Origin of the sequence: Collinsella ihumii (assembly GCF_030385545.1) — a bacterium.
Taxonomy (GTDB): Bacteria; Actinomycetota; Coriobacteriia; order Coriobacteriales; family Coriobacteriaceae; genus Collinsella; species Collinsella ihumii.
The window spans coordinates 476,895-497,834 of record NZ_JAUEIQ010000001.1; the positions used below are offsets into that span (position 1 = coordinate 476,895).

Annotated in this window: 18 protein-coding genes and 1 other RNA gene; 18 read left to right on the plus strand and 1 reads right to left on the minus strand. The window is 65.7% G+C overall.

Going from position 1 to position 20,940, the window contains the following annotated elements; genetic code table 11:
* The first annotated feature begins 80 nt into the window (after positions 1 to 80).
* The 15 genes from QVN30_RS02130 (at position 81) to QVN30_RS02200 (ending at position 16,966) form a co-directional block, all read left to right on the plus strand.
* A complete protein-coding gene (locus QVN30_RS02130) occupies positions 81 to 1,517 on the plus strand; it encodes a UDP-N-acetylmuramoyl-tripeptide--D-alanyl-D-alanine ligase (protein WP_289835248.1) in 1,437 nt (478 codons plus the stop codon).
* Positions 1,518 to 2,549, plus strand: a complete 1,032-nt coding sequence (gene mraY, locus QVN30_RS02135) for a phospho-N-acetylmuramoyl-pentapeptide-transferase (protein WP_204564610.1) — start codon at positions 1,518 to 1,520, stop codon at positions 2,547 to 2,549.
* Between the two features lie 9 nt (positions 2,550 to 2,558).
* Positions 2,559 to 3,965 (plus strand): UDP-N-acetylmuramoyl-L-alanine--D-glutamate ligase, encoded by a 1,407-nt coding sequence (gene murD / locus QVN30_RS02140; RefSeq protein ID WP_066833012.1) that lies wholly within the window; start codon positions 2,559 to 2,561, stop codon positions 3,963 to 3,965.
* A gap of 8 nt (positions 3,966 to 3,973) precedes the next feature.
* Complete coding sequence (gene ftsW / locus QVN30_RS02145; RefSeq protein WP_289835250.1) at positions 3,974 to 5,560, plus strand: putative lipid II flippase FtsW; 1,587 nt, start codon at positions 3,974 to 3,976, stop codon at positions 5,558 to 5,560.
* Positions 5,550 to 6,677, plus strand: coding sequence for an undecaprenyldiphospho-muramoylpentapeptide beta-N-acetylglucosaminyltransferase (gene murG, locus QVN30_RS02150; protein WP_289835251.1), 1,128 nt, complete (start codon positions 5,550 to 5,552; stop codon positions 6,675 to 6,677). Before ftsW ends, murG begins: the two co-directional genes overlap by 11 nt.
* Positions 6,678 to 6,794: 117 nt before the next feature.
* Positions 6,795 to 8,219, plus strand: coding sequence for a UDP-N-acetylmuramate--L-alanine ligase (gene murC, locus QVN30_RS02155; RefSeq protein WP_289835252.1), 1,425 nt, complete (start codon positions 6,795 to 6,797; stop codon positions 8,217 to 8,219).
* A gap of 3 nt (positions 8,220 to 8,222) precedes the next feature.
* Positions 8,223 to 9,134 (plus strand): UDP-N-acetylmuramate dehydrogenase, encoded by a 912-nt coding sequence (gene murB, locus QVN30_RS02160; RefSeq protein WP_204564603.1) that lies wholly within the window; start codon positions 8,223 to 8,225, stop codon positions 9,132 to 9,134.
* 124 nt (positions 9,135 to 9,258) lie between these two features.
* The gene (locus QVN30_RS02165) at positions 9,259 to 10,650 is read left to right on the plus strand and encodes a cell division protein FtsQ/DivIB (protein WP_289835253.1); all 1,392 of its coding nucleotides are present in this window, start codon (positions 9,259 to 9,261) and stop codon (positions 10,648 to 10,650) included.
* A gap of 432 nt (positions 10,651 to 11,082) precedes the next feature.
* On the plus strand, positions 11,083 to 12,225 hold the full coding sequence (gene ftsZ, locus QVN30_RS02170) for a cell division protein FtsZ (protein ID WP_087199541.1): 1,143 nt from the start codon (positions 11,083 to 11,085) through the stop codon (positions 12,223 to 12,225).
* Positions 12,226 to 12,402: 177 nt separating this feature from the next.
* Positions 12,403 to 13,185, plus strand: a complete 783-nt coding sequence (locus tag QVN30_RS02175) for a purine nucleoside phosphorylase YfiH/LACC1 family protein (protein ID WP_289835254.1) — start codon at positions 12,403 to 12,405, stop codon at positions 13,183 to 13,185.
* Positions 13,186 to 13,401: 216 nt separating this feature from the next.
* Entirely contained in the window at positions 13,402 to 14,259 is an 858-nt protein-coding gene (locus tag QVN30_RS02180; RefSeq protein WP_204541115.1) for a phosphate signaling complex PhoU family protein, read from the plus strand.
* Between the two features lie 135 nt (positions 14,260 to 14,394).
* Positions 14,395 to 15,129 carry a YggS family pyridoxal phosphate-dependent enzyme gene (locus QVN30_RS02185; RefSeq protein ID WP_289835255.1) on the plus strand — a complete coding sequence of 245 codons (735 nt, stop codon included), beginning with the start codon at positions 14,395 to 14,397 and terminating at the stop codon, positions 15,127 to 15,129.
* 70 nt (positions 15,130 to 15,199) lie between these two features.
* Positions 15,200 to 15,925 carry a cell division protein SepF gene (locus QVN30_RS02190; RefSeq protein ID WP_066832981.1) on the plus strand — a complete coding sequence of 242 codons (726 nt, stop codon included), beginning with the start codon at positions 15,200 to 15,202 and terminating at the stop codon, positions 15,923 to 15,925.
* A gap of 27 nt (positions 15,926 to 15,952) precedes the next feature.
* Positions 15,953 to 16,207, plus strand: coding sequence for a YggT family protein (locus QVN30_RS02195; protein WP_239456056.1), 255 nt, complete (start codon positions 15,953 to 15,955; stop codon positions 16,205 to 16,207).
* 60 nt (positions 16,208 to 16,267) lie between these two features.
* Positions 16,268 to 16,966 (plus strand): DivIVA domain-containing protein, encoded by a 699-nt coding sequence (locus tag QVN30_RS02200; RefSeq protein WP_066832976.1) that lies wholly within the window; start codon positions 16,268 to 16,270, stop codon positions 16,964 to 16,966.
* Positions 16,967 to 17,114: 148 nt separating this feature from the next.
* Here QVN30_RS02200 and rnpB read toward each other — a convergent pair.
* An RNA gene (gene rnpB / locus QVN30_RS02205) (RNase P RNA component class A) lies at positions 17,115 to 17,476 on the minus strand.
* Between the two features lie 343 nt (positions 17,477 to 17,819).
* Here rnpB and QVN30_RS02210 point away from each other — a divergent pair.
* The 3 genes from QVN30_RS02210 to QVN30_RS02220 all read left to right on the plus strand — a co-directional run bounded on the left by QVN30_RS02210 (position 17,820) and on the right by QVN30_RS02220 (position 20,408).
* On the plus strand, positions 17,820 to 18,821 hold the full coding sequence (locus QVN30_RS02210) for an inorganic phosphate transporter (protein ID WP_411431535.1): 1,002 nt from the start codon (positions 17,820 to 17,822) through the stop codon (positions 18,819 to 18,821).
* A gap of 96 nt (positions 18,822 to 18,917) precedes the next feature.
* A complete protein-coding gene (locus tag QVN30_RS02215; RefSeq protein ID WP_066832969.1) occupies positions 18,918 to 19,541 on the plus strand; it encodes a DUF47 domain-containing protein in 624 nt (207 codons plus the stop codon).
* Between the two features lie 231 nt (positions 19,542 to 19,772).
* A complete protein-coding gene (locus QVN30_RS02220) occupies positions 19,773 to 20,408 on the plus strand; it encodes an IMPACT family protein (protein ID WP_087199527.1) in 636 nt (211 codons plus the stop codon).
* The last annotated feature ends 532 nt before the right edge of the window (positions 20,409 to 20,940 follow it).

A 20,940-nucleotide genomic window follows, 5' to 3' on the forward strand; every position in this document is an offset into this window, starting at 1 on the left:
TCCACAGGGCCTGCACGAACTGGGGTGCCGGTCGCGCTAAAATGTACGGTCGGCATATTCGGCTCGTTAAGGAGCGATGCATGATAGAAATCGCAGTCAAGTACCTCGAGAGGGTCACGGGCGCGAAGCCGTGGACGGGCAACGCCGACCGCGTGTGCCGCGGCGTCGTGATCGACTCGCGCGAGGTCTCCCAGGATTCCATCTTCGTGGCGTTTCCCGGTGAGCGCGTCGACGGCAACGACTTCGCCGCCTCGGCTATCGAGGCGGGCGCCGCGTGCGTCGTGCTGACGTGTGAGCCCGCGCGCGACCTCATCAAGGCGGCCGACCGCCACGAGTGCGCCGTCTTCACCTGCGAGGACCCCACGCAGTTTTTGCTCGACCTGGCGCAGGGCTACCGCGCCCGCATGCGCTGCACGGTCATCGGCGTGACCGGCTCGATCGGCAAGACCACGACCAAGGACACCCTCGCCGCGCTGCTGTCCACGCGCTACCGTGTGCACGTGACGAGCGGCAACCACAACAACCTCATCGGCATGCCGCTGACCATCCTGTCCGCCCCGCGCGACACCGAGATCATGATCTTGGAGATGGGCATGGACGGCTTCGGCCAGATCGAGCGCCTGTCGCGCTGCGCGCAGCCCACGTACTCGGTCATCACCAAGATCGGCACCTCCCACATCGGTCTTCTGGGGAGCCGCGAGAACATCGCGCGCGCCAAGGCGGAGATCCTGGCGGGCATGCCGCCCAGCTCCGAGAACTTCGAGGGGCACCATTCCGCGCTTGTGCTGAACGGGGAGGACGACTTCACCCCCTTCATCATCGAGAACTTCGCCAAGCCCGCGGGCATCGAGGTCATCCTCTGCGGCATGACCGACGATGATGACGTGAGCGCGCGCGACGTCGAGCTCGAGCAGGACGGCTGCCCGTCGTTCACCATCTCGTTCGAGGACGGCGCCCAGTTCAGGACGCACGTCTCGATCCCGGGGGCCCAGTCGGTCGTGAACGTGCTGTTCGCCGCCGCCCTCGCGCACCGCCTGGGCGTCGCCCAGTACGTGATCGACGAGCAGTTCGCGAAGCTGGAGATCACCGGCCGCCGCACCGAGGTCCGCATCTCCGCGTGCGGCGCGCGCATCATCGACGACTCGTACAACGCGGCGCCCGAATCCATGGCCGCGGCCCTCGACCTTCTGGCAAAGCTGCCCGCGACCGGCTCGCGCATCGCCGTCCTCGGCGAGATGGGCGAGCTCGGCTGTGAGGGGGAGCGCCTGCACGCGCTCACCGGCGCCTACGCGGCCGCCAAGAAGCTGGATCTGCTCGTGTGCGTCGGCGGCGAGAACGCCGGGCACATGGCCGCCGCCGCGCGCCTCATGGGCATGCCCGAGGACCGCGTGCGCGTGCTGCCCACCACCGATGCCGCGATCGCGCGCCTCTCGCACGCGATCGCTTCCGATGACCTGGTGCTCGTCAAGGGGTCGCGCTTCGTTGGCCTCGACCGCTTCGTGGAAGAGGTGTGCTAAATGATCGGCAACCCCCTGTATCCTACCTATCAGACGTTTCTCGCCCTCGGCATCGCCGCGCTCATCGCGCTCGTGCTCATGCCGCTGTGGATCCGCATCCTGAAGTTCGAGGGCATCGGCCAGCAGGTCCGCGCCGACGGGCCCAAGCGCCATCTGGTCAAGCAGGGCACGCCGACCATGGGCGGCGTGGTCATCCTGATCTCCGTCGTGCTCACCTGCGTGCTCATGGCCCGCTTCTCCGTCGAGCTGCTGCTCGTGGTCGGGGCGACCGTCGCCACGGGCCTGCTCGGCCTGATCGATGACGTCACGAGCGTCACCCACGGCCGCTCGCTCGGCCTCACCCCGCATGCCAAGATGATCGGCCTCACCCTCATCTGCGTCGTGTTCTGCCTGGTCGCCGTCAACCTGTGCGGCGTCACGCCCGCGGTGCGCTTCCCGGGAGGCTTCACCATCGACCTCTCCGGCATCAAGACCGTCTTCCAGATCGGTGACCGCGCCTACTACATCCCGTGGCTCTACCTCATCTTCACCTGGCTCGTGATCGCGGGCTTCTCCAACGCCGTCAACCTGACCGACGGCCTCGACGGCCTCGCGGGCGGCACGTCCATGATCGCCATGCTCATCATGGCGGCCATCGCCTTCATGCGCAGCGATCCGGGCCTGGCGATCTTCGGGGCCGCCTGCGCCGGCGCGTGCCTGGGCTTTCTGTGGTTCAACTGCTACCCGGCGAGCATCTTCATGGGCGACACCGGCTCGCTTGCGCTGGGCACCGCCTTCGCGAGCATGGGCCTGATCACGAACACCGAGGTCGTCTCGCTCATCATCGGCGGCCTGTTCATCATCGAGGCGCTGTCCGTCATGATCCAGGTCGTGAGCTTCAAGCTCACCGGCAAGCGCGTCTTCCTCATGGCCCCCATCCACCATCATTTCGAGAAACTCGGTTGGGCCGAGACCAAGGTCGTCATCCGCTTCTGGATCGTCGCCGCGGCGTTCGGCGCCCTGGGCTTCGCCTTGTTCTTCCAGCTGGGATAGTGATTCTTCATGCCGTTGCCTAAAACATTCTCGCTTCTGGTGCTCGGTCAGGGGCTGACCGGGATCGACGTTGTGACCTGGGCGCTCGATGCGGGCTCCGCGCGCGTGAGCTCGATCACCGTGTACGGGGGCGCCTCGTCGGAGCCCACTGAGCGCACGCGGGCCCTCGAGTCGGCGGGCGTTCGGTTCGTCTACGGCACCGAGGAGGTCGAGGGCGACTACGACATCTGCGTGGCGAGCCCCGGCATCTCCGAGTTCTCCGACTTCTTCGCCTCCGCCGCAGCGCATGCGGGCGAGATCATGGGCGAGCCCGAGCTCGCCTGGCGCCTGTCGCGCGCGCCGTGGTGCGCCATCACCGGCACGAACGGCAAGACCACGACCACCACGCTCGTGAACCACCTGCTCCAGGGCGCCGGCATCGAGTCCGTGGCGGTCGGCAACATCGGCACGCCGGCGATCGAGGAGGCCGAGAAGCACGGCCCGGACGCCTGGATGGTGGCCGAGCTGTCGAGCTACCAGATCGCGACGACCCATGAGCTGCACCCGCGCGTCGCCGTGCTGCTCAACATCACGCCCGACCACCTGGCGTGGCACCGCACGCACGAGAACTACGCCCTGGCCAAGATCAAGCTGTTCGACAACATGACCGCAGACGACCTCATCATCGTCGACGTCGAGGACGAGGGCGTCATGACGTATGCGGACCGGATTTTCACCGGCGGGCACCGCGTGCTGTCGCTCGGCATGGCCGACGCGGGAACGCGCGACGCGGCTTTCGTGCGCGAGAGCCGCCTTGTCGTGCGCCTGGATGGAGAGGAGTTCGACCTCGTCCACGCCGACGACCTGGCGATCGCGGGGCAGCACAACGTCATCAACGCCCTGGCCGCGTCCGCGGCGGCCCTGTACTGCGGTGCGCCTGCGGATTGCGTCCGCGCGGGCCTCGACACGTTCAGCCCGCTCGAGCACCGCGTCGAGCCGTGCGGCGAGCTCGACGGCGTGCGCTACTACAACGATTCCAAGGCGACGAACACCGATGCGGTCGAGAAGGCCCTGACGGCGTTTCCCGACGACGACGTCATCTTGCTGCTGGGCGGCCACGACAAGGGCACGCCGCTCGAGGACTTCGCCGCCTATGTGTGCGACCACGTGCGCGCCGTCGTGTGCTACGGCGAGGCGCGCGCCCGGTTCCGCCGCGCGATCGAGGACGCCGACCGCAACCAGGACGTGGACATCGCCGAGGCCGATGACCTGCGCGACGCCGTCGACGTCGCGCGATCGCTCGCCTCGCGCGGGGACGTGGTGCTGCTGTCTCCCGCCTGCTCGTCGTTCGACGAGTTCTCCGGGTTCGAGGAGCGCGGCAGGTATTTCAAATCGTATGTGGAGAAGCTGCGCCAGGCGCACGATGACGAGGAATAAGGGTGAGCGTGGGTAACGACACGAAGATGCAGGAGCGGACGCCGCGCCCTCGGCAGGACGCGCGGGGCGGGGTTCCGGCGCGCCGGGACCAGGCCGGCGCCGAGCGCCGCCGCACCGGAGGCCGGCGCCAGTCGGGCGCCGCGCAGGACGGCATCGCCGAGCGCCTGATCGCCGGCGTCCCCGCGCGCATCATGCGCCCCCGCCTCATCTTCCTGTGCTGCCTGGTGGCGCTCGTCGCGTTCGGCCTGCTCATGGTGTACTCCGCCTCGGCGGTCGAGGCCGCCTCGGACGGGTACGCGCCCACGCACTATCTGGAGCGCCAGGCGCTGTTCGCGCTCGGCGGCACCATCCTCATCGTGGTGATGGCCTTCATCCCCAACCTGTTCGACCACTTCAAGCGCTGGCTCGCGTGGCCCCTGTGGGGCGTCGCCCTCGTGCTTTTGGCCGCCGTGACCCTCGTCGGCATGGTCGGCGGCGGCGCGCAGCGCTGGATCAGCCTCGGCTTCTTCACCCTGCAGCCCTCCGAGCTGCTCAAACCGGCGCTCATCCTGGTGGTAGCCAAGCTTTTGTCCGAGTACTATGCGGAGCGCGCGATCGACATCAACACGTATGCGGCCCGCATGGCGATCGCCGTGGGCGTGCCGCTCGTGTTCATCATCGTCCAGCCCGACCTCGGCACGACCCTCATCATCGGCATGACGGTGTTCACGATGATGTTCCTTGCCGGCCTCCCTGTCCGCTACGCCCTGTTCTTCGTGGCGGTGATCGCGGTGGGCGGCGTTCTCGCCATGATCGCGGCGCCCTACCGTCTCCAGCGCTTCCTGGTCACGATGGACCCCTGGGCCGATCCGTACGGAGACGGCTACCAGGCGACGCTCGCCATCATGGCGTTCGCGTCGGGCGGGCTGTTCGGCCGCGGCATCGGCAACTCGACCATCAAGTACAACTATCTGCCCGAGGCCCATAACGACTACATTCTGGCCGTCATCGGCGAGGAGCTCGGGTTCGTGGGCACGGTGCTGTTCTTCGCGGTGTTCGCGCTGCTCATCTGGAGCGCGTTCAAGATCGCGAGCGAGTCCCAGACCGTGTTCGGCCGCCTGGTCGCCGAGGGCTGCGCCGTCGTGCTCGCCGTGCAGTTCCTCGTCAACGCGCTCGGCATCATCGGCGTGCTGCCCATGACGGGAAAGACCCTGCCCTTCATCAGCTACGGAGGATCCTCGATGATCGCGAGCATGATCCTCGCCGGCCTGATCCTGCGCGCGTCGATCGAGTCCGAGGCGCAGACCGTCTACGACATGCGCCGCGACAGCTTCGCCGTGATGTCTCGCGCAGACGCGGGCTCGGCGCATGTGGGCACGTCGACGGCGGGCGAGGCGCGTCCGCGTCGCACCAGCGGGTTTTCCGTATATGATGGAGCGGGTGCGGGCGGCCGCCAGGCTGCGCCCGCGCACCCGCGCACGGCGCGTCCCGCCCGCGACGGCTCCTTTGGGCGCGTCGACCTGGGGCCCGATAGCGCCGATCGCCTGAGAAGCCGCGGCCCGCAGGTGCGTCGTGCGCCGCGGACATCATCGAGAAGGGATCGTTATGACCGATAAGCTCTCTGTTGCCATTGCCGCCGGCGGCACCGCGGGCCACGTGAACCCGGCGCTCGCGCTGGCGGAGGAGCTCGCGTCCCGCGGCGATTCCGTTCGCTTCTTCGGGGAGACGCGCCGCCTGGAGGGCACGCTCGTGCCCCGGGCCGGATTCGAGTTCTTCCCCGTCCAGGTGACGGGGTTCGATCGCGCCCGACCCTGGACCCTCGTCACGGCGCTGGCGCATCTGGCGCGCGAGGAGCGCCGCCTGATCGCGGCGTTCAAGGCCGACCCCTCGCTCATGCCCGACGTGGCGGTGGGCTTCGGAGCCTACGTCGAGCTGCCGCTCATGCGCGCGGCGGCAAAGCTCGGCATCCCGGTGGTGCTGCACGAGCAGAACTCGGTGCCGGGACTTGCCAACAAGCAGTCCGCCAAGAGCGCGGCGCTGATCGCCATCGCGCAGCCGAGCGTGCGCTCCGTGTTCGAGAAGCACGCCGGCCCCTCGACCACGATCGAGCTCACGGGCAACCCCGTGCGCCGGTCGGTGCTCGCGGGCGATCGCGCCCGCGGTCGCGCCGCCCTCGGGGTTCCGGAGGATGCGACCCTGCTGCTCGTGTTCGGCGGATCGCTCGGCGCCCATCACCTGAATCAACGCATGGTTGAGCTCAAGGAGCGCCTGCTGGGGCTCGATGGCGTCTATGTCGTCCACTCGACGGGCAAGGATGACTTCGAGGCCACGCGCGACGCGCTGGCGTGCACGGAGCAGGAGGCCCTCCGTTATCGCGTACAGCCCTATATCGACGGCATGGGCGACATGCTCGCCGCCGCCGACCTCGTGCTTTCCCGCTCCGGCGCCTCGTCGGTGGCCGAGATCGCGGCGCTTGCCGCCCCGTCCATCCTGGTGCCGTACCCGCTGGCGACGGCGGACCACCAGACCACCAACGCGCGCTTTCTGGTCGACGCCGGCGCCGCCGTCATGTTCGCCGACGCGGATATCGACGGCGAGCCCTTCGCCGACAAGCTCATCGGCCTGCTCGGGGATCCCGCCGAGCGCGACCGCATGCGCGCGGCCGCCCGCGGTCTTGCGCAGGACCAGGCGGCGGTGCGCCTGGCGGATGCCGTGGAGGGGCTGCGCCGCTGACCGTTCAGGCGTGCAGACGGCGTGGCCGGCCAAACAATCTCCCCGCGCGCGGCCCGTTTGCGTTAGAGTAATAGGCTGCTGCATTACATCGTCGTCCCAAGGGGAGACCAATTCGACATGGCACAGACTAGCACCATCATCGCGCCTTCGTTCAAGAGCGCTCACTTTATCGGCATCGGCGGAGCGGGCATGAGCGGCATCGCGCTCGTCCTGCACGAGCGGGGCTTCGACGTCACGGGTTCCGACCTCAAGACCTCCCGCTACATCCGCCAGCTCACGAGGGCCGGTGTCGACGTGCGCGTGGGCCACGAGGCCAAGACCATCGATGAGGTCATGCCCGACGTCGTGGTGGTCTCCACGGCGATCCCCGACACCAACCCCGAGGTCGTTCGCGCCCGCGAGCTCGGCATCCCCGTGTGGCCGCGCGCCAAGATGCTCTCGGCGCTCTCGCAGGGATACACCACCATCGCGGTCGCCGGCACGCACGGCAAGACCACGACGTCGTCCATGTGCGCCACCATGCTCGACCGCATGGGGCTCGATCCAAGCTTTCTGATCGGCGGCATCGTCGAGGGCTACGACACCAACGGCCGCAACGGCAAGGGTTCGTACTTCGTCGCCGAGGCCGACGAGTCTGACAGCTCGTTTCTGTATCTCGACCCCAACGTGGTGGTCGTCACCAACGTCGAGGCGGACCACCTCGATCACTACTCGGGCATCGAGGAGATCGAGGCGACCTTCGTCAAGTTCATGAATCTCGTGGGGGAGGACGGCACCGTCGTCGTGTGCGGCGAGTCCTCGCACCTGGTCGATCTTGCGCGCTCGACCGGCCTGCACGTGGTGACCTACGGTTTCGACGCCTCCTGCGACGTCGTTTGCACGCCGGATGCGGCCGGCCACGGGCTGGCCTCCCGGTTCGGCGTCAAGCTGCCCGACGGCACCGAGCGCCAGGTGACCATCAAGAGCAACCCCGGTCGCCACAACATGCTGAACGCCTCCGCCGCGCTGACCGTCGCATGGGCCGTGGGCGAGGACACCGAGGCCGCCGCGCAGGCGCTGTCCTCGTTCGAGGGCGTGCGCCGTCGCTTCACCCACGTGGGCGACGTGCGCGGCGTCACGCTGGTCGACGACTACGGCCATCATCCCACCGAGATCGCCGCGACGCTGAACGCGGCAAGCTCGCTTGACTTCAAGCACGTGGACGTCGTGTTCCAGCCGCACCGCTACTCGCGCCTGCAGGCGCTCGCCAACGATTTCGCCGACGCGTTCGCCCAGGCCGACAAGCTCATCCTTATCGACGTGTTCCCCGCCGGCGAGATGCCCATCCCCGGCGTGACGAGCAAGATGCTCGCCGACCTGGTGGCCGAGCGCCATCCGGGCAAGCGGGTGCTCTACGCGCCCGACCGCGCGACCCTCATGGGCTATCTCGATGCCGAGGTGGAGGAGGGTGACCTGCTCATCACCATGGGGGCGGGCGACGTCACCCAAGTCGGGCCGGAGTATCTCGACCACGTCGCCGAGGCGAACAGGGACGGCCGATAGGCGATGGGCCTGTTCAACGCCGTGATGGCGCTCTCGGGCGCCATCGACACCGATGCGATCGAGGGCGAACGCCTCGCTCGCCATACGAGCTATCGTATCGGCGGCAAGGCGGCGCTGTTTCTCACCTGCCACAGCTACCATGCCCTGCGCCGCGCCGTCGAGGTGCTGACGCGCGAGTCCGTGCCGTGGGTCATCCTGGGCAAGGGCTCCAACCTGCTGGTAGCCGACTCCGGATACGACGGGGCGGTCATCACGCTCGGGCGCGAGTTCCAGCGCTCGGTGCTCGCCGAGGACGGCTGCACGCTCACCGTGGGCGCCGGCGTCATCCTCGCCCGCCTGGTGAACGACGCCCTGTCACGCGGGCTGTCGGGCCTGGAGTTCGCCGTCGGCATCCCGGGCACCGTGGGCGGGGCCGTCTCCATGAACGCGGGGACCCGTACCGAGTGGATCGGCTCGCTCGTGGAGGATGTCGTCACGTACAAGCCCGGCTCGGGCATCCGCCATTACAGCCACGACGACGTGTACTGGGCGTACCGCGAGAGCGGTATCCCCCGCGACGAGATCATCCTTGAGGTCACCTTGAAGTTGAAGCCGGGCGACAAGTCCGAGATCCGCTCGAAGATGGAGCAGTCGCTCGTCAGGCGTCGGCGGACCCAGCCCATCGGGTCGGCGTCATGCGGGTCGGTGTTCCGCAATCCCGCCGACAGAAGTGTGGGAGCTATGGTCGAGGAATGCGGATTGAAGGGTTTTTCCGTCGGCGGGGCCGAGGTGTCGCGGGTTCACGCTAACTTTATTGTGAACAACGGCACGGCGACCGCAAGCGATGTGGTCGCCGTCATCCAGCACGTGTACAAGACGGTAAAGGAAACGTATGGCGTCGAGCTCAAGCCGGAAGTCAAATTCCTCGGCTTCTAAGCAGAAGCCCACCTTCCGGCGCTCGACCGGTGCCTCTTCCTCGCGCAGCGCCTCGGGCGCTCGGCCGAAAGCGGCATCGCCGGCGCCGGTTGCCCATAGCGCGCATGCCCCTGCTCGCACGTACGTGGCGCCCACGAAGCGCGCCGCGGTCAACCACGTCTCCTCTGCTCGCGCCTCGCGCTCCAAGCAGATGTCGGCAAAGCCCCTGGGCACGCGGTCGGGATCTCCCTCTGTGCGCCCTGCGGCGCGTGCGAGCGCGTCGGCCGCGCCGACCAAGCGCAAGGCCGCTACCTCCATCAAGCGCGTCCCTTCCCGCCAGGCAGCTCCTGCTCGCGCCGCCGCCGCGAGCCCCGCGGCACGGCCCGCCCGGCGCGCACCCCAGACCAAGCTCGCCGCTCCTGCTGCCGGCCCCAAGGTCAAGGCCCCCGTCAAGCAGAAGGCGAAGCCGGTCAAATCCGCGCCCTCGCTCGGCCAGGTGCGGGCGAAGGGGCCGACGTCCCACAAGTTCGATCTGAAGAGCTCCCAGCCCGTCAAGCTTCTGGCGGGTGCCGGCGCCGCGCTCTCGACCGCTCGGAAGGGGTTCGCTCCGACGGGTTCCGCGCAGCCGTCCGCCGCGGCGTCCGCGCGCGTGAAACCGACGCTGCCGTCCGCGCCCCGCATCATCGTGGCCGTCGTGCTCGCGGTCGTGCTTGTGTTCGGCCTCGGCGCCGCCGTGCTGGTCAATTCAAGCTTCTTCTCGGTCACCGGCGTCGTCGTCAACGGCAGCGAGCACGTCCCGCAGCAGACCGTCGAGCAGCTCGTGTCGGTCCCCGAGGGGTCGACGCTGTTCAACGTGAGCGATGAGGACATCGCCGCCGCCTTGCTGCAGAACCCCTGGGTGAGCGGCGTCGACATCGAGCGGCAGTTCCCGCACACCATCGTGATCACCCCGGTTGAACGCAAAGTTCAGGCCATCGTCTACCTGTCCGCCGACGACATCGCGTGGGCGGTGAGCGAGGACTCTCACTGGATCGCCCCGGTCTCGCTCGCCTCTGCGGGCACGGGCCAGACCTCGACGGATAGCGCCGAGTGGGATGGCGGCGAGGGCTCGTCGACGGATGCGGAGGCCACGGGGACCACGGGGACCGCCGCGTCGGCGTCGTCCAGCAACCAGCAGAGCATCGACGCGGCGGTGGCGCTCGCTCGCCATGCGGGCGCCGTGCTGCTCTCCGACGTGGGGACCGACGTGTCCCCCTCGAGCGGGCAGGAGGTCACCGACGACACGGTCCTTGCCGGCCTGGAATACGCCAAGGGCTTCAGCGCGGACTTCCTGAGCCAGATCAAGGAGATCTCGATCCCCTCGGTCGAGGCCATCTCGTGCGATCTGGAGTCCGGCGTCGAGGTGTCGCTCGGCAAGCCCGAGGACATCCAGCAGAAGGAGCAGGTCGTGCGCCGTCTGCTGGAGCAGGAACAGGGCGTGACCTATATCAACGTTCGCGTGGCCGATGCCTACACCTTCCGGAGCGCCACGGTGTAGGGCTTCGCCGGTTTGCTGCGCGTCCCGTGACGTCGCGAGGATTGACAGTACGCATATGTCACACCGCTTGATTGAGAGTACGCCTCAGGCACGCTTTTGTGCGAAAAACGTGCCTGAGGCGTACCGTCAATCAGGCGGTGTGACCAGAGCGTACCTTCAATCGTCCTCTCGCTGCACGCGGGCAGATGGTTGTTCGGCGCGCGGAACCCCATGGATTGGGCCTGACCTGCGGCGTTCGCGGACCGCACCGTTCGCCGTCCGCGAACGGTTGAGGGATTTACCTGCGAATTTCACATTTAGAGGATGCCAAAGTTGACTTGACGCCGGATTATATGCAAAGATACAGCAGTTTACCTCGACATTTAATCTGTACTTGAGGGTTATAGTCGACAGGCCGCCAAGCGCTTACACCGATGTTCGGAGGACCGTAACATGCACGAGAACGAGATCAACAACTACCTTGCCGTCATCAAGGTTGTCGGTGTTGGCGGTGGCGGAACCAACGCCGTCAACCGCATGATCGAGGAGGGCATCCGCGGCGTCGAGTTCGTCGCCATCAACACCGATGCCCAGGCGCTGGCCATCTCCGACGCGGACATCAAGGTCCACATCGGCACCGACCTGACGCGCGGCCTGGGCGCCGGCGCGAACCCCGAGGTCGGCCGCAAGGCCGCCGACGAGTCCCGTGACGACATCGCCGAGGCGCTCGCGGGCGCCGACATGGTCTTCATCACCGCCGGCGAGGGCGGCGGCACCGGCACCGGCGCGGCGCCCATCGTCGCCGACATCGCCATGAACGACGTGGGTGCACTGACCGTCGCGGTCGTCACCAAGCCGTTCACCTTTGAGGGCCGCAAGCGCAAGGCGTCCGCCGAGGAGGGCATCCAGACCCTCTCCGAGTGCGTCGACACCATGATCGTCATCCCCAACGACAAGCTGCTCGACATCGCCGAGAAGAAGACCACGATGCTTGAGGCCTTCGCGATGGCCGATGCCGTCCTGTCCCAGGGCACCCAGGGCATCACGGACCTCATCACCGTCCCCGGCATCATCAACCTGGACTTCGCCGACGTGAAGACCATCATGAAGCAGGCCGGTACCGCCATGATGGGCATCGGCACCGCGTCCGGTGACACCCGCGCGGTCGACGCCGCCCAGCAGGCCATCTCCAGCCCGCTGCTCGAGAGCTCCATCGACGGCGCCACGCGCGTCCTGCTCTCCATCGCCGGCTCCAAGGACCTCGGCATCCAGGAGATCAACGACGCCGCCGACCTCGTCGCCAACGCGGTCGACCCCGAGGCCAACATCATTTTCGGTACCGTCGTCGACGAGTCCCTGGGCGACCAGGTGCGCATCACCGTCATCGCCACCGGTTTCTCCGATGCGAACGTCAACCGCCAGGATCAGCTGTTCGGCCAGTCCTCGGCGAGCTCGCGCGCGTCCGAGCCGCAGCATGCCGCCCGCCCCTCTGGCTCCCAGAGCGCCCCGACCCGCAACATCGGCGGGACCGAGCTGCCGAACTTCGGCAACGACCAGTTCGAGCTTCCCGACTTCCTCAAGCGCGGCAACTTCTAAGCCAGCTCGCATCGTCTTCAAAGCGCCCCGGCTGCGGCTGGGGCGCTTTTTTGTCTCGTGCGATGCATGGGCCGGGTGCCCTGCATGCGAGAGATGCGATGTGAAATCGCCCGCGCGCGTCATGGATGCGGCAGGCGGGGGATACTATGCTCAGAATCGATTGAAGGGAGGCCGGCTATGGTCGAGCGCATGCAGCACGGGACGGTTGCGCTGGTGGAGGGTTCCGACGGTCCGGTCAGGTTCGCGTTTACCGAGCGCACCGGCGGGGTTTCCCAGGCCCCGTACGAATCGTTGAATCTGGGCGCCCATGTGGGGGACGATCCCGAAGCCGTGGCCGAGAACCGTCGCCGCGTCCTCGCGGCGCTCGGCGCGGAGGACCTTGTCGACAACCTGCTCGTTCCCAATCAGGTCCATGGGGACGACGTGGTCGTCGTCGACTCGGCCGAACCCGAGGCTCTTTCCCGCGTCCGCGAGCTGATCGCGGCGGGGGCGGACGCCATCGTCTGCACCGTCCCCGACGTCCCGGTCATGCTCTGCTTCGCCGACTGCGTGCCGGTCGTGCTCACCTGTCCCGGAGGGTTTGCGGTCGTCCATTCCGGCTGGAAGGGGACGATTGCCGCCATCTCCGCCAAGGCGGCTCGCATCCTCATGGACCGCACCGGAGAGGACCCTGCGAGCATCCGCGCCTATATCGGTCCGCACATCCTCGGCGATGAGTACGAGGTCTCGCGCGATCTGCTCCAGCGTTTCGCCGACCGGTTCGACCGGATCGAGATGAACGCCGCACGCCTGCTCGACCTGTCGGCCGCGATAGCGGAGGCGCTGGAAGGGGAGGGGCTTTCCGCGGACGCCATATGCGACACGGGGCTGTCGACGATGCGCGAAAACGATCGGTTCTTCTCCTATCGCAAGGAAGCGGGAACCTGCGGCAGGCACGCCGCCGTTGCCCTCATGCGCTGATGGGGCCTTCTGGGCCGGTGCAAATCGGGGTACGTCCCCGATTTGCACCCCCGGCATGCGTGTAATCAGATTCCTGCGCAGTCTTTACATGCGCTTGACATCCCCTCTGTACACTAGGTGTGGTCTTTTCCGAACGCGAGCCGTTCTGTGGACGAGTCGCACGTACACGTCGTTGGCGGGTAGAGATACCTAAGTCGACCGATTGGAGATTCAGTAATGCGTAAGATGTTCTCACGTCAGCTGGTTGAGGCGCGTCACGAGATGCTTTCCATCTACGAGGCACTCGATTTGACGATGCACGATGCGGTCCGCGCCTTCGTGACCAACGACAAGAAGCTTGCCAGCAAGGCCCAGCAGAAGACCCTGCAGATCGATGCCCGCTGCGCGAACCTCGAGGCCGTGTGCTACAACCTGATCGCCACCCAGAGCCCGGTCGCTTCCGACTTCCGCCTGCTCCAGACCGTCATCAACATCGAGTTCAACCTGCAGCGCATCTGCGACAAGGTCCGCCGCATCGCCCGCGCCGCCAAGCACAAGGTGAGCTCCGACATCGAGCTGCCCGCTGAGCTCGTCGAGATCATCGAGCAGGAGGCCTCCTACGTCTACAAGATCGTGGGCCGCTGCATCTCGGTGCTCGTGTGCAACGATCTGTCCCTCATGCGCGAGCTGCTCGTGCAGGACGACACGGTGCACGAGCTCTACGAGGAGTTCTTCCGCGCATACAACCGCATGTCCTCCGTCGAGCTCGCAGACGACAGCTCCTACGACGACCTGCGCCGCGCCATCATGGTCTCCCGGTACCTCGACCGCATCGCGAGCATCTCCATCGATGCGACGAGCTCCCTGTCCTTCCTGCTCACCGGCCAGCGCCTGAGCATCTCCGATATCGCCGAGATCGACGAGGACGAGCTGGAGTCCATGCGCATCCCGTCCGGCGAGGACGTCATCCTGCAGCCGGTCTCCGATGCCCGCTATGTGTCCAACCTGCCCGAGGACGAGATCACCGACGGCCTCAAGGCCCTCATCGCGCGCGCTGCCGCCGGCGATGACGACGAGGTCCTCGACGAGGAGTAGCCTCCTTCGCATACGAATGCTCGTCTGACATCTGGCATATATGTACAGACGATTGCCAAAGCACGGCTTCGCGCAGGCGGGGCCGTGCTTTCGCGTTACCATGGTGTTCGTACCGCAACAGATAAAGAGGCACCTATGGAACGCTATGAAGAACTGATTTCACGCCGTCGCCAGGAGATCTGCGAGCGCATGGCGGATGCCTTGGCGCGCGCCGGGCGCGGTGCGGACGACGCGCTGCTCATCGCCGTCTCCAAGACGGTCGGCACGGACGAGGTTATCGCCGCGATCCGCGCGGGGTACCGCACCTTCGGCGAGAACCGCCCCCAGGAGCTCGTCCGCAAGCTCGCGGACCTGTCCGAGCGCGACGGCCTTCCGCCGGTGCGCTTCGATATGATCGGCAACCTGCAGACCAACAAGATCAACGCCGTGCTCGGTCGCGCCCAGCTCATCCACTCCATCCGGTCCCAGCACCTTGCCGAGGCGGTGTCCAGCCGCGCGGCGCGGCGCATCGAGGCGGGCGAGCTTGAAGCTCCGGTTGATGTGCTGCTCGAGGTCAACGTCAGCGGCGAGGAGTCCAAGTCGGGTTTTGCCCCGGACGAGCTGCGCGCCTGCATGGGTCAACTCGTGGAGCTTATGGGTATTCGCATCCGCGGCCTTATGACCATGGCCCCCAGAGGGGATAAAGATGCTGCGCGCCGGACGTTTTCGGGCCTGCGCGACCTGCGCGATGAGCTTCAGGTCGCCCACGGCATCGTGCTTCCGGAGCTCTCGTGCGGCATGAGCGAGGACTTCGAGATCGCGCTCGAGGAGGGTTCTACCATCGTTCGCCTTGGGCGAGTGGTGTTCGACCCTTCTTTTGCACTACAATAGGGGTGTCTGGGCGCATGCCCGACCTGCACCATCTATACGCCACATGCACCACGGGCAGAGAGGTACCATCGTGAGCTTTCTAGACGACATCAAGAACAGGATTTCAGAGCGCACGAATCGCGGTTTCGGGAACGATTCGTATGGAGACGAGGAGGGCTACGCCGACGGCTACTACGATGAAGCCGACGGTTCCTACGACGAGCGCGGCTACGGCCAATCCGAGTCCTATGGATACGAGCCCCAGGAATCCAGCCATGGCGTGCTGGGCCAGACCCATCGCGGCGAGGCCGAGTCGGTCGCCGTGTACACGCGCAGCGGCCAGCTCGTAGGCGATGCCGATCGTCACGCCACGACGTTCAACCCGCCGGCGCGCAGCGCCGACGCCGCGTACCGCCCCGGCGCCTACGACACGCCCTCGAGCTACGCCGAGACGCGTCGCCAGGCCGCCGCGAGCGCATACGCGCCCTCTCCGGCCGCTGCCGACACCACCGCGCACATCAGCGCCGTGGTCAACGGCAATCCGCAGCTGCCCGCCTACATCCTGCGCCCCGAGAGCTATGACGACGTCGAGACGGTCGTGCGCCGCGTGCGCACCCGCCAGCCGGTCGCGCTCGTCTTCGTGGGCGTCCGCACCGAGATCGCCAAGCGCGTGCTCGACTTCAGCTACGGTTTCGCCTGCGGCCTCGGCGCCTCGGTCAAGGAGCTGGGGGACCGCGTCTTCATCGTCCTGCCCCAGGGCTGCGAGATCAAGGATTCCGACCTCGCCAAGCTGCGGGACGACGGCTATCTCAAGTAACCGAGGAGTTCGATACCAATTTACACCTTGCTTCAAGTGCTCTCGACGCTCGTGAATTTCTACGAGATTCTGATCGTCGTCTACTGCCTGTTCAGCTTCTTTCCCATCCGACAGGGTGGATTTATGTACGATGTGGCGATGGTCCTCAACAGCCTGGTCGGGCCGTATCTCAACCTGTTCCGCCGCATCATCCCCCCGATGGGCGGTCTCGACTTCTCGCCGGTTATTGCGCTTCTTGCGTTGAACCTCGGTTTTCGGCTGCTCGTCAACATTTTGCTGTAAGATGACACGAGGCGCACGCCGCATCCTGGATGCGCCTCAGTGACGAAAAGGAGAACTACCATGGCTATCACACCTGCTGACATCCAGGCGCAGACCTTCTCCGAGGCCAAGCGCGGTTATGATCCCGGAGAGGTCGATGTGTTCCTCGAGCAGGTTTCTGCCGAAGTCGACGCCATGCTCAACAAGATTGTCGATCTGAAGGGCCGCCTGACCTCCACCGAGCAGGAGCTGGCCGATACGCAGGCCCAGCTCGCCGCCGCTCAGGCTGCCGCCCAGGCCGAGCCCGTTGCCGCTCCCGCACCCGCCCCGGCGCCCGAGTACACCGCCAGCGAGCGCCAGATCTCCGCTGCGCTCATCGCCGCCCAGCAGACCGCCGACAACATCATCTCCGAGGCGCGCGAGAACGCCGAGCGTATCCGCAACGAGGCCGACGCCAAGGCGCGCGAGGTCATCCGCCAGGCGCTCGCCGAGAAGCAGACCGAGATCGAGGAGATCGACCGTCTCAAGGCTTCCCGCGAGGAGTTCAAGAGCGAGTACCTCAAGCTCATCCAGCACTTCATGGACGATGCGCAGAACTCGTTCCCCAAGGACCTGCTGAGCTCCACCCCGAGCGGTTCCGCCGCCGCGGTGCCTGCGGCCGATCCGGCGCCCATGACCACGCCCACCCCGGTGCCCGAGCCCGCTCCCGCGCCGATGCCCACCCCGGTCGCCGATCCGTTCGCCCCGATCGACAACTTCGGCGTCGACGATCTCGACTAGGTTCCAGGCTATTTTGCAGTCTCTAGGGCCGGTTGCACTACCTGTGCAGCCGGCCCTTTCTCGTTGCGGCCCCTGAACGCGATCGGGGACGCAGACTCCATGCGCTTGCGCGGGCCTGCGTCCCCGATGTGCGTGATGAGAACAAGAAGGGCAAAGCGGGCCGATAAGCCGGGTTCTGTCGAGGACGGTCATTTATCTCGGCGCGCATGTCTCCATGCGGCTCCTCGCACGCTACCCGGACGCGGGTCGGGCCGACCCATGGCGCCCCTATTTGCGCTTGCTCCGGATGGGGTTTACCAAGCCGCCGTGTTGCCACGACGCTGGTGGTCTCTTACACCACCGTTTCAGCTTTTCCCTTTACGGCACGCCGTAGGTGGGAGTCTTCTTTTCTGCGGCACTGATCCGTCGGGTTGCCCCGCCTGGCCGTTAGCCAGCATCCTGCCCTGTGGAGCCCGGACTTTCCTCACGCCGAAACGGACGTTTCGGTCGCGCGACCGTCTGGCCCGCTTTGCGAAGGGCATTATAGCATGCCGCGACCGAGCGAGGTGCGGCCTCGGGCGATCTCTCACACTGTCTATCAGGGGTTGGCTTACCACGAGCTTACAAAGAGCTTACAAACAAGGTTGCTTGTAACGTATTGGCTAAGAAACGGTAAAGTGATACCCTTTACAGGCGCATACGCGCAGGTCCACGGGCTGTTTTGGCACAGTCCGCCCCTTTGCGCTATACGGTTTGAGCGTTCGGGTGCTCCACTGGTCGTTTGGGCTGTATTCGCATGCGTTACAACGGAGGAGTTGGCGTCTTGGAAGTTTCTCTAGCTGAATTCTTGGGTCAAGTAACCTCGAACCCGATCATGGCGATATCGGTGTTGCTTACCCTCGGGGTCATCTTCGTCAACGGATGGACGGATGCCCCCAACGCTATCGCCACCTGCATCTCGACGCGCTGCATGAACGTGCGTCCCGCGATCATCATGAGCGCGATCTTCAATTTCTTGGGCGTCTTGATCATGACGCACCTCAACGCATCAGTAGCCTCAACAATCTCCAATATGGTCGACTTTGGCGGTAACGCCCACGAAGCGTTGATCGCCTTGTGCGCGGCGATGTTCTCCATCGTGGTCTACAGCGTGGGCGCGTCGATATTCGGCATCCCCACGAGCGAGAGCCACAGCCTGATCGCCGGCCTCACCGGCGCCGCGCTCGCCATCCAGAACGGTCTGGACGGCGTCAACGGCCAGGAGTGGATCAAGGTCATCTACGGCCTGGTGCTGAGCCTTGTTCTCGGTTTCGCCATCGGCTGGGCGATCTGCAAGGCGCTGACGTATCTTTGCGCGAACGTAGATCGGCGCAAAGCCAACGGGGCCTTCAAGTACCTGCAGATCTTCGCCGCGGCGGCCATGAGCTTCATGCACGGCGCGCAGGACGGCCAGAAGTTCATCGGCGTGCTGCTGCTCGGCGTCGCGTTCGCCAACGGGCAGCCCGACCTCTCGGGCGCGGTCATCCCGGTGTGGCTGATGCTCCTGTGCTCCACGGTCATGGGTGTCGGCACGAGCGTGGGCGGCGAGAAGATTATCAAGTCCGTGGGCATGGACATGGTCAAGCTCGAGCGCTTCCAGGGCTTCTCGGCCGACCTCGCCGGCGCGTTCTGCATCCTGCTCTCGACCGTGTTCGGCATTCCCGTGTCCACCACGCACACCAAGACGAGCGCCATCATGGGCGTGGGCGCCGTCAAGCGTCTCTCGGCGATCAACATGAGCGTCGTGCGCGACATGATGCTCACGTGGGTCTTCACGTTCCCGGGATGCGGCCTTATCAGCTTCGTCATGGCCAAGCTGTTCATGCTGCTGTTCTAACGTCCGTATCAACCGTTTCGCAATGGACTTTCGCGGGCCGTCTGTCTGCGCGCGAAAGATGAAAGTATAGCGACTGCTACTTGGGAGGCAGGTCTCGTGGCCAGGAAAAAGGATTCTTTCTACTTCGATTCGTTCACCTCGTGCGGTCAACTCGCATGCCAGGCGGCTCAGCTGCTCGCCGACATCATGCGCACGTTCGACCCTGATCGCATAGGCGAGAACATCGACGCCATGCATGCGATCGAGCAGCAGGCGGACGAGCACAAGCATCAGGTGCTCGACGCCCTGAGCACGGCGTTCGTGACGCCGATCGACCGCGAGGACCTGGCCGAGGTGAGCGACTACCTCGACACCGTGGTCGACCGGATCGAGGGCGTGCTGCTTCGGCTGTACTTCGACAACATCCAGTCCATCCGTCCCGACGCGCTGCAGCTCGTCGAGATGATCGAGCGCAGCTGCCAGGAGATGTGCAAGCTTTTGGAGGAACTGCCGCAGTTCAGGCGCACCAACTCCCTGCGCGAGCATGTCATCGCGATCAACTCGATCGAGGAGGAGGCCGACCAGGTCTACATCAACGCCATGCGCAAGCTGCACACGTCGTGCGACGACCCCATGCAGGTGTTCACGTGGCACGAGGTCTACACGTTCTTGGAGTATTGCGTCGACAGCGTCGAGCACGTTGCCGACACGGTTGGCTCCATCGTGATGAAGAACAGCTAGGAATGCGCCGGTCAATCGCTTTCGCGCCTGCGGGAGATTGACGGTACGTTTTGCGAAGCCGATAACGGGCCCCATGTCGCTTGCATGGGGTCCGTTTGTTTTTTTGCGTCGCATCGGTCTGGCTCCTTACGGCAGAATCGCCCGACGCCTATGGTCCCGGCCCGTCTTCCTGCAAAACTTGATACGATTGGTAGCGGTTCGTTTTCGCCATGTTGAGTTCGAGGGACGGGTATGGAGAGCTATATCACGATGCGGGCAGGGGTCGAAGCGACCGGCGAGTTCATCGACCGCAAGAGCCGGTTCATCGCCCAGCTTGTGCACGTGGAGACCGAGCAGGAGGCTGCTGCCCACCAGGCGGCCATGCGCGCCCGGCATTTCGACGCGCGCCATAACGTGCCGGCGTGGATTCTGGCGGACGGCCGCGAACGGGCAAGCGATGACGGCGAGCCGCAGCGCACAAGCGGCATGCCCACGCTCGAGGTGCTGCGCGGAGCGAACCTGCGCGACGTCTGCTGCGTGACGACCCGGTATTTCGGCGGCACGTTGCTCGGGCCGGGCGGCCTGGTGCGCGCGTACACGGCGGCGGCGCAGGCGGCGATCGAGGCGGCGCGCGCGGCGGGCCAGCTCGTCGAGATGACGAGCGTCGTGCCGGTGGATGTTCGCATCGCCTATCCTCAGTACGAGCAGGTGCTGCACGTGGCGGACCATGCCGGCGCGCACGTCTCGGGAACGGACTTCACCGATTCGGTGTGCCTGCACCTTGTCTTCAAGGCGGGGGAGGAGGAGCCGTTTCTGGCCGCTCTCACCGAGCTGCTTGCCGGAAAAGAGGACGTCGACGTCGGTTCTCCGCGTTTCGCCGAGTTCTAGGCGCCCTCGTCCTGTTCATTCATGAATGAACAGGGGCGTTAAAAAATCCAATCCTGGGCAAACGTCAAAAGGTGCTCCGTTGATTCATGAATGAGCGAAGGCATGAGCCTCAGGAAACGTTGATCAACGGCACTGTACTCCCCTCTATTGCGTCGAAGGGCCCGGGGATGCCACTCTCCGTGGAGAAAGTGGCTAGAAATTTCTATTTTGCTGTTGCTGAACCAGGATGGAGGGGCCAGAGGCCTGGTGTCGGCCAGGTTTCTCCTCGGCAGTGCCCGATTCGAGGATGCAAGGGTTCGGAAATCGTCTTTTCAACCAGCCAATGCGGACAAGATGGGTCAATCGGACATTTCCACCGCGCTCGGCTTACAGCAAAACAGAAATTTCTAGCCACTTTTGCCCGAAGGAGGGTGCGGCAGGAATCCTGGAGCGCGGGCGCGTGAACGACGGTACGCTATAGGCACACAGCTCAATCCAAGGTACGCCATAGGCACGCTTTCAGGCGAACAACGTGCCTATGGCGTACTCTCGA